The organism is Actinoplanes sp. NPDC026623 (assembly GCF_040638275.1).
Classification (GTDB): domain Bacteria; phylum Actinomycetota; class Actinomycetes; order Mycobacteriales; family Micromonosporaceae; genus Actinoplanes.
In genome coordinates this window covers 1-12,194 of sequence record NZ_JBEZXZ010000244.1, presented here as the reverse complement: position 1 = coordinate 12,194, position 12,194 = coordinate 1, and the positions used below count along the sequence as shown (strand labels likewise).

11 protein-coding genes and 1 pseudogene are annotated in these 12,194 nt (G+C 74.1%); 1 reads left to right on the top strand and 11 read right to left on the bottom strand.

What is annotated here, in order from left to right; all coding sequences use genetic code 11:
• Nucleotides 1-21 precede the first annotated feature (21 nt).
• The gene (locus tag AB0F10_RS40120; protein WP_360638095.1) at nucleotides 22-2,265 is read right to left on the bottom strand and encodes an EAL domain-containing protein; all 2,244 of its coding nucleotides are present in this window, start codon (nucleotides 2,263-2,265) and stop codon (nucleotides 22-24) included.
• A 52-nt stretch (nucleotides 2,266-2,317) separates the two neighbouring features.
• Complete coding sequence (locus tag AB0F10_RS40115) at nucleotides 2,318-3,298, bottom strand: aldo/keto reductase (RefSeq protein WP_360638092.1); 981 nt, start codon at nucleotides 3,296-3,298, stop codon at nucleotides 2,318-2,320.
• Nucleotides 3,299-3,361: 63 nt separating this feature from the next.
• Between AB0F10_RS40115 and AB0F10_RS40110 the strand changes: the two genes are divergently transcribed.
• Nucleotides 3,362-4,345 (top strand): winged helix-turn-helix domain-containing protein, encoded by a 984-nt coding sequence (locus AB0F10_RS40110; protein WP_360638089.1) that lies wholly within the window; start codon nucleotides 3,362-3,364, stop codon nucleotides 4,343-4,345.
• Between the two features lie 7 nt (nucleotides 4,346-4,352).
• Here AB0F10_RS40110 and paaE read toward each other — a convergent pair whose 3' ends face one another.
• The 9 genes and pseudogenes from paaE to paaN all read right to left on the bottom strand — a co-directional run.
• Nucleotides 4,353-5,411: a 1,2-phenylacetyl-CoA epoxidase subunit PaaE gene (gene paaE, locus AB0F10_RS40105; RefSeq protein WP_360638086.1), complete on the bottom strand. Its 1,059-nt coding sequence runs from the start codon at nucleotides 5,409-5,411 to the stop codon at nucleotides 4,353-4,355.
• A gap of 1 nt (nucleotide 5,412) precedes the next feature.
• The gene (gene paaD, locus AB0F10_RS40100) at nucleotides 5,413-5,904 is read right to left on the bottom strand and encodes a 1,2-phenylacetyl-CoA epoxidase subunit PaaD (RefSeq protein ID WP_360638083.1); all 492 of its coding nucleotides are present in this window, start codon (nucleotides 5,902-5,904) and stop codon (nucleotides 5,413-5,415) included.
• Nucleotides 5,898-6,773 carry a 1,2-phenylacetyl-CoA epoxidase subunit PaaC gene (gene paaC / locus AB0F10_RS40095; protein ID WP_360638080.1) on the bottom strand — a complete coding sequence of 292 codons (876 nt, stop codon included), beginning with the start codon at nucleotides 6,771-6,773 and terminating at the stop codon, nucleotides 5,898-5,900. Before paaC ends, paaD begins: the two co-directional genes overlap by 7 nt.
• Before the next feature lie 10 nt (nucleotides 6,774-6,783).
• Nucleotides 6,784-7,080 (bottom strand): 1,2-phenylacetyl-CoA epoxidase subunit PaaB, encoded by a 297-nt coding sequence (gene paaB, locus AB0F10_RS40090; protein ID WP_360638078.1) that lies wholly within the window; start codon nucleotides 7,078-7,080, stop codon nucleotides 6,784-6,786.
• Nucleotides 7,077-8,012, bottom strand: a complete 936-nt coding sequence (gene paaA, locus AB0F10_RS40085; protein WP_360638075.1) for a 1,2-phenylacetyl-CoA epoxidase subunit PaaA — start codon at nucleotides 8,010-8,012, stop codon at nucleotides 7,077-7,079. Before paaA ends, paaB begins: the two co-directional genes overlap by 4 nt.
• Nucleotides 8,009-8,878, bottom strand: a complete 870-nt coding sequence (locus tag AB0F10_RS40080; protein ID WP_360638071.1) for a 3-hydroxyacyl-CoA dehydrogenase family protein — start codon at nucleotides 8,876-8,878, stop codon at nucleotides 8,009-8,011. The genes paaA and AB0F10_RS40080 overlap by 4 nt, the downstream gene beginning before the upstream one ends.
• Nucleotides 8,875-9,615: an enoyl-CoA hydratase/isomerase family protein gene (locus AB0F10_RS40075; RefSeq protein ID WP_360638068.1), complete on the bottom strand. Its 741-nt coding sequence runs from the start codon at nucleotides 9,613-9,615 to the stop codon at nucleotides 8,875-8,877. Before AB0F10_RS40075 ends, AB0F10_RS40080 begins: the two co-directional genes overlap by 4 nt.
• On the bottom strand, nucleotides 9,615-10,829 hold the full coding sequence (locus AB0F10_RS40070) for a thiolase family protein (protein ID WP_360638065.1): 1,215 nt from the start codon (nucleotides 10,827-10,829) through the stop codon (nucleotides 9,615-9,617). Before AB0F10_RS40070 ends, AB0F10_RS40075 begins: the two co-directional genes overlap by 1 nt.
• Nucleotides 10,822-12,194, bottom strand: a pseudogene (gene paaN / locus AB0F10_RS40065) (phenylacetic acid degradation protein PaaN); the annotation flags it as partial. The gene AB0F10_RS40070 and the pseudogene paaN, both read right to left, overlap by 8 nt.

The following is a 12,194-nucleotide window of genomic DNA, read 5'->3' as shown; positions in this document are numbered from 1 at the left end:
TCGTTCGGCGCCCGGAGGCGCTCAGACCGCGGTCGGGGCGGCGACCCGGGTCGCGGCGCCGGGCCCGCGGGCCAGCAGGCCGGCCACCGACGCGGCGTCGCCCGGCCGGCCGAACAGGAAGCCCTGGCCCTGATCGCAGCCGATCTGGCGGAGCATCGCCCACTGGCCGTCGGTCTCGATGCCCTCCGCCACGGTCTGCAGCCGCAGCGCCTGCCCCAGGCCCACCACCGCGTCGATCAGCGCCACGTCCTCGGCGTCGGTGTCGACCTGCTCGACGAACGTACGGTCGATCTTGATGATGTCGACCGGAAGCTGCTTGAGATAGTTCAGCGACGAGTAGCCGGTGCCGAAGTCGTCGATCGCCAGCCGGACCCCGAGCTGCCGCAGCGCGCCCAGCGTCTCGATCGCCCCGGCGATGTCCACCATCAGCATCGACTCGGTGATCTCCAGGGTCAGCGAGCCCGCCGGGATACCCGCGTCGGAGAGCGCCGTCGCGACGTCGTCGACCAGCCCGGTGTACTGGAACTGCCGCGCCGACAGGTTGACGTTCATCACCAGGTTGTCCGCGGCCGGCGTCTCGCGGCGCCAGCGCGCCAGCTGCTCGCAGGCCTCGCGCAGCACCCACCGGCCGAGCGGCACGATCAGGCCGTTGGCCTCGGCGTTCGCAATGAACTGGTTCGGGCTGAGCAGCCCGTCCTCGGGGTGGTGCCAGCGGACCAGCGCCTCGACGCCGGTCAGCCGCTCCGTCTCCATGTCGACAACGGGCTGGTACAGCACGACGAACTGCTTCTGCTCCAGGCCGCGCTCCATGTCGACGCGCTGCTGCGCCTCCTCCAGCACCGAGCGCGACATCGACGGGCTGAACACCTCGAACGCGTTGCGGCCGGCGCGCTTGGCCGCGTACATGGCGAGGTCCGCGTCGCGCAGGAGCTGCTCGGCGGGCATGTCGCCGCCCGCGATGCCGATGCTCAGCGAGCAGCTCACGTCACGGCTGTCCAGGCGTACCTGCTCGCGGCCCGCGGCCAGCAGCCGCTCGGCCAGCCCGGCCGCACCGATGAGGTCCAGGTCCTCGATCAGGATGGCGAACTCGTCGCCGCCGAGGCGGGCCAGGGTGTCGCCGGGGCGCATCTCCGCGCGCAGCCGCCCGGCGAGGGTGGCCAGCAGCTTGTCGCCGGCGCTGTGCCCGAGGTTGTCGTTGACCAGCTTGAAGTCGTCGAGGTCGATGAGCAGCACGGTCACCGCGCCGTCGGCGCGGCGGCGGGCGACGGCCTGCTCGAGGCGGTCGCGGAACAGCGCCCGGTTGGGCAGCCCGGTCAGCGAGTCGGTGAACGCCTGCTTGCTGAGCTCGTCCTCGAGCTCCTTGCGGCGGCCGATGTCGCGCAGGCTGATCACGGCGGCGCGCAGGGCCGGGTCGTCGACCCGGTTGGTGCCGATCACGTCGAGGTGCATCCAGCCGCCGTCCGGGCGGCGAATCCGGGCCTCGGTGCGGCTGCTCTCGCCCGGCGTCCTCCACAGCCCGGTCAGCCACTCGCGCAGCCCGTCCAGCTCATCCGGGTGGGCGAGCGCGACCACCGAGCTGCCGCTGAGCTGGTCCGTCCGCACGCCGAGGATCCGCTGGGCGGACGGGCTGGCGTAGCGCACCATGCCCTCGGCGTCGATCGCGAACACCGCGTCCGAGGCGGCCTCGAGCAGCATCCCGGTGCGGTGCTCGGCGGCCTTGCGCCGGGCGTCGAGCTGCCGCCGGCTGTGCGCGTGTATCGAGTTCAGCGCGACGAGGCAGGACATTATCGCCGCCAGCGAGACGACCGAGACGGCGCTGGTGCTGGTCAGCGCCGGCAGCAGGGCCAGGTAGCCGGCCAGCGACAGCACGCCGAGGCTCACCACGACCGGTGGCCCGTACAGGGCCGCGGCGGCGACCAGGATCAGCGCGACGCCGGGCAGGTAGATGATCAGCCCGTCGTCGTCGACGTACGAGAACAGGAACAGCACCGGCAGCTCCACGAACCACCAGCTGACCAGCCACCGCCGGAACCGGGGGCTGCGGACCATCCGGGACCACGGCAGGAACACCGCGCCGGCCTGCCCGAGGATCGCGCAGATCGCCAGCGGGATCAGCCAGCGCGCGCCGGGACCCCAGTCGACGGCGACCCGCACGCAGCCGAGCAGGGACACCCCGGCGGCGATGGCGGACCCGATCCGGATCTGGCGACCCCAGTATTCCGCGGTGTGGTCGTCGAACTCCGCACTCTGCACGAGCGGAGGCATCGGCACGCCGCCGGGGTTTATGAGGAAATCGGGCCCTGAGGCGTGCCCCCGTTCACCATGCCCACGCCTCAGGGCCCGGTCCGCCGTTGCCGACGGGCGGAAAGATCCGGTCGAGTTCGTCCAGGATCCGCTGGTCGAGCTCGGTCTCCAGGGCGAGCAGCGGCAGGTCGAGCTGCTGGGGCGTGCGCGGCCCGATCACCGGTCCAATGAGGCCGGGCCGCGACAGCAGCCAGGCGAGCGCGACCGTGGTGGGTTCGTGGCCGAGCCCGGCGCACAGCTTCTCGAAGCGCTCGATCGCCGCGCGGTGCGGCTCGACCCGGTCCGGCGCGTGCAGCACGCTGCGGCCCGCGACGCCGTCGCGCTGCTTGCGCAGCGCGCCCGAGAGGGCGCCGAAGTGCAGCGGCGAGTACGCGAGCACGCCGATGCCGAGCTCCCGGGCCGCGGGCAGCACCTCGAGCTCGACGTGGCGGGTCAGCAGGTTGTACTTCGCCTGCTCGGACACCAGCCCGAGGAAGTGGCGGCGGTCGGCGGCGGCCTGCGCCCGGGCCAGGTGCCAGCCCGCGAAGTTCGAGCTGCCCGCGTACCTGATCTTGCCTTGCAGGGTGAGGGTCTCCAGGGCCTGCCAGATCTCCTCCCACGGGGTCTCCCGCTGGACGTGGTGCAGCTGGAAGAGGTCGATCCAGTCGGTGCGCAGCCGGCGCAGCGAGGCCTCGCAGGAGGCGATGATGTGCCGCGCGGAGAGACCGCCGTCGTTCGGCCAGTCGCTCATCGGCGCGTAGACCTTGGTGGCGAGCACCACCTTGTCGCGGGCGCCGGAGCGCTCGAACCAGGAGCCGATGAACCGCTCGCTGAGCCCGTCGCCGGTCTCCCGGCCGTACATGTTCGCGGTGTCGACGAAGTTGATCCCCGCGGCGAGGGCGCGGTCGAGGACGGCGTGCGACTCGGGCTCGCCGATCTGCCAGGCGAAGTTCATGGTGCCGAGACAGATCCGGCTGACCCGCAATCCGGTACGGCCGAGAGGTGTGTAGCGCATGGCCGAACCGTACGGTCGGGAACCCGATGGCCCCAGCCGTTCGACCGTGGTCGAATGGTCCGCATGCTCCGCCTTGAATTCACCCCGGCCGATCTCGCCGGCGTCCGGTTCGCGCATTCCCCGATGGCGGAGGTGGTGGCCAGCAGCGTGGCCCTGACCAGGCCGGACCAGTACTGGATGTACGCGGCGTGGCGGGCGCAGGTCGCCCCGGCGCTGGCGGCGGCCCGGCTGACCACGTTCACCGCGGTCCTCGCCCGGCCGAACGGCTGGATCCCGGACTTCCTGACCCCGGTGCCGCCGGTGGCCCGGCCGCTGCTGCGCGACGAACTGGCCGAGGTGGCGGCGACGCCGCTGGACCGGGTGGCGCACGAGGTGGACCACACCTGGCAGGGGGTGTCGTCGGTGCCGCCGGAGATCACCCGGTTCGGCGCCGATCCGGCGGGGGCGCTGGCCGTGCTGCTGCGCGAGATCCGGCAGTACTTCGCGGTGGCGGTCGCGCCGTACTGGGCGCGGCTGCGCTCGGCGGCGGAGGCCGAGATCGCCCACCGGGCCCGGACGGCCGCCGAGCACGGGTCGCGGTCGCTGGTCAGGGACCTGCACCCGACGCTGACCTGGGACGGCTCGGCGCTGTCCATCGGGCACGGCGGCGACGTCGCCGGTTTCGGGCGCGACGGCAAGGGGCTGGCGCTGCTGCCGTCGGGCTTCACCGGACCGAAGGTGTTCGCGATGACGGAGTCGCGGCACGGGCGGGCGCTGTGGTACCCGCCGCGGGGGTTCGGCACCCTGTGGGACTCGCCGGCGCGGGCGGAGCCGTCGGCGGCGCTGGCGGCGCTGCTCGGGCCCACCCGGGCCGCGGTGCTGACGCTGCTGGACGTGCCGCACAGCACCGGCGAGGTGGCCTCGGCGCTGGGCCTGGCGGCGGCCACGGCGTCGCACCACCTCACGACGCTGCGGGACGCCGGCCTGGTGGCCGGCGCCCGGACCGGGCGCCGGCTCTGCTACCTGCGCACCGGGCTCGGCGAGCAGTTGGGCGGGGCCACGGGCTGAGCGCGGCTCAGTCGTCGAAGCTGACCACTACCTTGGCGGAGGTCGGCGTCGACTGGCAGGTGAGCACGAATCCGGCCGCCACCTCGGCCGGCTCCAGCGCGAAGTTCCGCCGCATCTCCACGTCGCCGTCGACGACCCGGGCCCGGCAGGTGCCGCACACCCCGCCCTTGCAGGCGAACGGCAGGTCCGGGCGGGACCGCTGCGCTCCCTCGAGGACGGTGTCGCCCCGCGGCACGGTGACAGTGGTCGACCGGCCGTCGAGCACGACGGTGACCTCGCTGCTCGGGCCCCGCGCGCCGGGCTCCTCCCGCAGCGGCTCCGGCGGCGCCTCGTCCACCCAGAACAGCTCGCGGTGGATGCGGGCCGGCTCGACGCCGAACTCGCCCAGCACCTCGGTGGCGCCGGTGACCATGCCGAACGGCCCGCACAGCCACCAGTGGTCGACCCCGCGCACGTCGATGAGCCGGGGCAGCAGGGCGCGCAGCTTGTCGGCGTCGAGGCGCCCGGTCAGCAGCTCCACCTCGCGCGCCTCGCGGGACAGCAGGTGCACCAGCTCGAGCCGGGACGGGTGGGCGTCCTTCAGGTCGGCGAGCTCCTCGGCGAACATGACCGTGTCGGCGCGGCGGTTGCCGTACAGGATGCTCACCTCGGCGCCCGGGTGCCGCAGCAGGGACGCGGCGATCGACATGACCGGGGTGATGCCCGACCCGGCGGCGATCAGGACGTGCCGGCCCGCCGCGGCGAGATCCGGGGTGAAGGTGCCGCTCGGCGGCGCGACCTCGACCTCGTCGCCCGGCCGCAGGCCGTGCACCAGCCACGACGACACCAGGCCGCCCGGCACCTCGCGCACGCCGATGCGGGGGCGCTCCCCCGCCGGCGCGCAGATCGAGTAGCTGCGGCGCTCGTCGGCGCCGTCACCGGCGCGGCGGATCGTCAGCGACTGCCCCGGCCGGAACGCGTACGTGCCGGCCAGCTCGTCGGGCACCTCGAAGGTGACGGCGACCGCGTCGTCGCAGAGCCGTTCGACGGCGGCGACCCGCAGCGGATGGAAGTCCCGCACCACCACGTCAGATCTCCTTCACGTGTTCGAACGGCTCGCGGCAGGCCGGGCACCGGCGCAGCGCACGGCAGGCCGTGGCGCTGAACGCGGCGATCTCCTCGGTCTCCGCGTGCCCGCACTGCGGGCAGGCGATCGCCCGCCGGCTGGGGCCCAGGGTGAGCGGCACCGGCCCGGGCGCCCGGCGGGGCGCGGGCCCCGGCGGCGAGATCCCGGCGGCGGCCAGCTTGTCCCGGCCCGCCGGGGTGATCCAGTCGGTGGTCCACGCCGGGCTCAGCACGGTACGCACCTCGACCCGCGCGTAGCCGGCCGCGCGCAGCGCGACGGTGAGGTCGTCCTCGATGGTCCGCATGGCGGGGCAGCCCGAATAGGTCGGGGTGATGGTGACGACGACGCCGTCGCCGGCCTCGTCGACGCCGCGCAGGATCCCGAGGTCGGCGAGGGTCACCATGGGCAGCTCCGGGTCGGTGACCCGGGCCGCCACGGCCGCCGCGGTCACCACGCGCCGCCGGGCAGCGAGCGGGCCAGCCCCTGCAGCTCGGCGAGGATCCCCGCCATCGCCGGGGTGTGCACGCCGTCGCGGCCGCCCGGGCCGTCGTCTCCGCGCGGCGTGCCGGTGCGCAGCGTCGCGGCCTCGGCGACCTGCGCCCAGACGCCGTCGAACTCCGCGCGCAGCGTCGCCGGGTCGACGGCCACGCCGGCCGCCGCCAGCCGCGACTCGGTGGCGTGGGTGCGGAACAGCTCGTCGAGGTGCGGCAGCACCGCGTCCGCCGCGGCGGCCATGCGCTCGTGGGACAGCTCCGTGCCGTCGCCGAGCCGGACCACCCACTGCGCCGCGTAGTCGCGGTGGTAGGTGACCTCCTTGACGCCCTTCGCGCCGATCGCCGCCAGCACCGGGTCGGCCGAGGCCCGCAGGGCGTCCAGCAGCGCGAGCCGCCAGGTCGCGAACGCCAGCAGGCGGGCGACCAGGTGCGCGAAGTCGGCGTCCTCCCGCTCCACCAGCCGCACGTTGCGGAAGTCGGCCTCGTCCCGCAGGTACGCCATCGCGTCCTCGTCGCGGCCGGCGTCCTCGACCTCGGCCGCGCGGGTCAGCAGCAGGCGGGCCTGGCCGAGCAGGTCCAGGGCGATGTTCGCGATCGCCAGCTCGTCCTCGAGCTCGGGCGCGCGGGTCACCCACTGCTGCAGCCGGTGGGACATGATCAGCGCGTCGTCGCCGAGCATGAGGCAGTAGGCGGCCAGGTCGCCGCGGTCGACCCCGGCGGGCACGGCGGTGTCCACCCCGGCGAGCGGGTCGGCGAACCCGGTGCCGTAGGCCCACCGGGCATCGTCGTCGTGGTCGGTGAGCGCCTCGTAGGCGGCGTCGAAGGACATGTGGATCGCCTCAGATGTGCGGTACGGAGTCGGGAATCGAGTAGTACGTCGGGTGCCGGTAGACCTTGTCCCCGCTCGGCGCGAAGAACGCGTCCTTGGAGTCCGGGCCGGACGCCGCCACGTCGTCCGAGCGCACCACCCAGATGCTCACGCCCTCGTTGCGCCGCGTGTACAGGTCACGGGCGTGGTGCAGGGCCATCTGGTGGTCGGCGGCGCGCAGCGAGCCGACGTGCACGTGGTTCAGGCCGCGCTTGGCGCGGACGAAGACCTCGAACAGCGGCCACTCGTGCTTGATCTCTTCGGTCATTGCGCCTTTACCTCCTGACGGCGGGCGGCGTGCGCCGCGGCCGCCTCGCGGACCCAGGCACCCTCGGAATCGGCACGGCGCCGATTCGAGATGCGCAGGGCGTTGCACGGGCCGTCGCCCGAGATGATGCGCTGGAGCTCGGACCAGTCGATGGCACCGAAGTCCCAGTGCCCCCGGTCGGCGTTCCAGCGCAGGTCGGGGTCCGGGAAGGTGACGCCGAGCGCCTCGGCCTGCGGCACGCTCATGTCGACGTAGCGCTGCCGCAGCTCGTCGTTGGTGTGCCGCTTGATCTTCCAGGCCATCGACTGCGCCGAGTTCGGCGACCGGTCGTCGGGCGGACCGAACATCATCAGCGACGGCCACCACCAGCGGTTCACCGCGTCCTGCACCATCTCGCGCTGCGCCTGCGTGCCGCCCATCATCGTCATCAGCAGCTCGTAGCCCTGCCGCTGGTGGAACGACTCCTCCTTGCAGATGCGGATCATCGCCCGCGCGTACGGCCCGAAGGAGCTGCGGCACAGCGGCACCTGGTTGCAGATCGCGGCGCCGTCGACGAGCCAGCCGATGACGCCGACGTCGGCGAACGTCAGGGTCGGATAGTTGAAGATCGACGAGTACTTCTGCCGGCCCTCGATGAGCCGCCGGGTCAGGTCGCCGCGGTCGGCGCCGAGGGTCTCCGCCGCCGAGTACAGGTAGAGGCCGTGGCCCGCCTCGTCCTGCACCTTGGCGAGCAGGATCGCCTTGCGCCGCAGCGACGGCGCCCGGGTGATCCACTCGCCCTCGGGCTGCATGCCGATGATCTCCGAATGCGCGTGCTGCGCGATCTGCCGGATCATCGTCCTGCGGTAGCCGTCGGGCATCCAGTCGCGCGGCTCGACCCGCTGATCCTTCGCGATGGTCTCCGCGAACGTCTTCTCGCCGAGGTCGGTCATCGGTTTCCCTCCCAGGCATGGAAGCCCTGTCCGGTCTTGCGGCCCAGCTCGCCGCGGGCCACCTTGTCGCGCAGCAGTTGCGGCGGCGCGAACCGCTCGCCGAGCTCGCGGTGCAGGTGCTCGGCGATCGCCAGCCGCACGTCGAGGCCGACGAGGTCGGTGGAGCGCAGCGGCCCCATCGGGTGCCGGTAGCCGAGCTCCATCGCCCGGTCGATCGAGGCGGCGTCGGCGACGCCCTCCTCGAGCATCCGGATGGCCTCGAGGCCGAGCAGCACGCCGAGGCGGCTGGTGGCGAAGCCGGGCGAGTCGCGTACCAGGATCGCGGTCTTGCCGAGGCCGAGCGCCCAGCCGTGTGCGGCGTCGCGGACCGCGTCGGCGGTCTGCGGCCCGGCCACGATCTCGACGAGGTCGCTGGCCGGAACCGGGTTGAAGAAGTGCATGCCGACCAGGGACGCCGGGCGGCGCAGGCCCTCGGCGAGGCCGGCGATCGACAGCGAGCTGGTGTTGGTGGCGAGCACGGTGTGCTCGCCGATGACCGCCTCGGCGGCGGCAAGTACGCGGATCTTGAGGTCGGCGTCCTCGGGGACGGCCTCGACCACCAGGTCGGCGCCGGCGGGCAGGCCCGTCACGTCGGCGGCGAGGCCGACCCGGCCGAGGATGTCCGCGACGTCCTCGCTGAGCCTGCCCCGCTCCGCGGCGCGGCCGAGGCCGGTACGCACCCGATCGAGGGCGGCCGCACCGGCGGCCGGATCGCGCTCGACGACGGTCACCGAGGCGCCGGCGGCGGCGAAGACCTGGGCGATGCCCGCGCCCATCCGCCCGCCGCCGATGACGCCGACGGTCTTCGGGGTGGCGGCGGCGGTCATCGGCGTTCTCCGGCCAGGAAGGCGTCCATGCGGTCGCGCTTCTCCTCGGACTCGAAGAGGATCGCCTGGGCGAGATCGTCGGTGACCGGGTGGCCGCCGGGCGCGTCGGTGACCAGCTTGGTCAGCCGCAGCGCCAGCGCGCCGGAGCGGGCCATCCGGTCGAGCAGCGCGTGCGCGCGGGCGAGCAGGTCGTCCGCGGGCACCACCTCGGCGACCAGCCCGAGCCGGCAGGCGGCCTCGGCGTCGAGGCGGCGGCCGGCCAGCAGGATCTGCTTGGCCACCGAGGCGCCGACCAGCTCGCGCAGCCGCCACGTGGCGCCGGCCGCGGCGAGGATGCCCAGGCCCGGTTCCGGGTTGCCGAACGTCGCCGCCGGCGAGGCCAGGCGGATGTCGCAGGCGTAGGCGAGCTCGGCGCCGCCGCCGAGCGCGTAGCCGTCGACCGCGGCGACGCTCGGCAGCGGGAGCCGGGCGATGCGGTCGAACAGCCGGCTGTTGATGCCGCGCAGCGCCTGCTCGCGGCCGCGGGCCCGGAGCTCGGCGATGTCGGCGCCGGCGGCGAACACCCCGCCGGCACCGGTGAGCAGCAGCAGCCTCGGGTGCTCCTCGAGGCCGCCGCAGACGTCGTGCAGCTCGCGGATCATCGCCGCGTCGATGGCGTTGCGGGACTGCGGCCGGTGCAGCGTCACCACGACCCGGTCGTCCAGCTCGTCCACCTTGATGGTGTCGTACGGCGCCATCAGACGCGCTCCACGAGCATCGCGACGCCCTGGCCGACGCCGACGCAGAGGGTGGCGAGGCCGCGGCGGGCGTCCTCGCGCTCCATCCGGCCGAGCAGGGTGACGGTGAGGCGGGCGCCGGAGCAGCCGAGCGGGTGGCCCAGCGCGATGGCGCCGCCGTCGGCGTTGACCCGCTCCTCGTCCAGCTTGAGCCGGCGGATGACGGCCAGGGACTGCACCGCGAACGCCTCGTTGAGCTCGACGGAGTCGAGGTCGCCGACGCCCCAGCCGGCCCGGGCGAGGGCCTTCTCGGTGGCGGGTACCGGGCCGAGGCCCATGAGCTGCGGCGGCACCCCGGCGCTCGCCGAGGTGACGATGCGGGCGCGCGGGGTCAGGCCGTAGCGCTTGACGGCCGCCTCGCTCGCCACCACGACGGCGGCGGCGCCGTCGGACAGCGGCGACGACGACGCGGCGGTGACCACGCCGCCGTCGCGGAAGACCGGCCGCAGCCCGGCCAGCCGCTCGAGGCTGCCGCCGCGCCGCGGAATCTCGTCGGTGCCGAACTGGCCGTCCTTGACCGGGACCGGGGTGATCTCGGCGTCGAAGCGGCCCGCGTCGATGGCCGCGAGGGCCCGCTCGTGGCTGCGCAGCGCGAACGCGTCGCTCTCCGCGCGGGTGATCTTGTCGAGGGCGGCGACCTCCTCGGCCGTCTCCCCCATTGCCAGGGTGACCCGGCGGTCCTCGGGGCCGGCGCCGGCCACCCGGTCGTGCGCGGCGAACGCCGGGTTGGTGAAGCGCCAGCCCAGCGACGAGTCCACGACCTCGCCGGGGCGCGCCCACGGGGTGCCGGGCTTGGCCATGACCCACGGCGCGCGGGTCATGGACTCGACGCCGCCGGCCACGATCAGGTCGGCCTCGCCGCTGCGCACCGCCTGGGCGGCGGACACGATCGCGGTCAGGCCGCTGGCGCAGAGGCGGTTGACGGTGTAGCCGGGCACGGCGTCGGGCAGGCCCGCGAGCAGCACGGCCATCCGGGCGACGTTGCGGTTGTCCTCGCCGGCCTGGTTCGCCGCGCCGAGGATCACCTCGTCGATCGCCTCGCCGGGCACCGCGGCGCGGCCGACCGCGGCGCGCACCACGAGCCCGGCCAGGTCGTCGGGCCGCACGCCGGCGAGCGCGCCGCCATACCTGCCCTGCGGGGTGCGGACGCCGCCGACCAGGTAGGCCTCAGGCATTGTCCTGCTCCGTGACGTGGTGGCGCGACTGCAGCGTGAAGTAGCGGCCGGTGACGAAGTGGGAGTCGCTCAGCGACGCGGTCGCGGCCGGGTTGGCCGGGGTGCCGTGCAGGTCGCTGAACGCGGCGGTCTGGTTGACGAAGACGCCGCCGGTGAGGTTCTGCGACAGGTGCACGCCGGCGTCGAGCGCGGCCTCGCGGGCCGCGGCGAGCACCTCGGGCGAGGTCGAGTAGACCGACGCCGTCAGCGCGCCGTGGTCCCGGACGGTCTCGGTGAAGACGTCGAGGCTGTGCCGGGTGGACTCGGTGGCGATGACGAAGGAGATCGGCCCGAACCACTCGCGGGTGTATGCCTTCTCGTCGGCGGCGTCGATGCGCAGCACGACCGGCGTGCGGATGGTGGCGTCCGGGAACTGCTCGTCGGCGACCGGCGCGGACGCCCGGATGACGCCGGGTGTGCCGCCGGCCTCGGCCAGCCGGGCGAGCACGCCGTCGTTGACGATCGCGCCGAGCGTGCCGGCCGCCCGCTTGGGGTCGCCGAGCAGCTTGTCGAGCGCGACCGCGAGGTCGGCGCCGAACTCGTCGGCGCTGCGGTGGCCGGCGTCGGTGGAGATGCCGGTGGCCGGCACGAGGAAGTTCTGCGGCGTGGTGCACATCTGGCCGCTGTAGAGCGAGAGGGAGAACGCCAGGTTGCGCAGCATCCCCTGGTAGTCGTCGGTCGAGTCGACGATGACCGTGTTGAGCCCCGCCTTCTCGGTGTAGACGACCGCCTGGCGGGCGTTGGCCTCGAGCCAGTTGCCGAACTCGCTGGAGCCGGTGAAGTCGACGATGCGCACGTCGCGGTGGGTGGCGAGGGTGGCGGCGATGCCGTCGCCGGGCTCCTCGACCGCGAGCGTCACCAGGTTGGGGTCCTGGCCGGCCTCGCTGAGCACCTCGCGGGCGATCTGCACGGTGATGGCCAGCGGCAGGACGGCGCCGGGGTGCGGCTTGACGATCACGGCGTTGCCGGTGACCAGGCTCGCGAACAGGCCGGGGTAGCCGTTCCAGGTGGGGAACGTGTTGCAGCCGATCATGAGCGCGACGCCGCGGCCGACGACGGTGCTGGTCTTGGCCAGGCGCAGCGGGTCGGTGCCGCGCTGCGGCTTGCCCCAGATCGCGGTGGCCGGGATCCGGGTCGACTCGGCGAGGGCGACCGCGACGGCCTCCAGGCCGCGATCCTGCGCGTGCGCGCCGCCGGCCTGGAAGGCCATGACGAACGCCTGGCCGGTGGTGTGCTGCACGGCGTGGGCGAGCTCGAAGAAGCCGGCGATGATCCGGCTCATGATCTAGTCGGCCACGCCGGCCCTCACCTTCGTGCCGGCGGCGC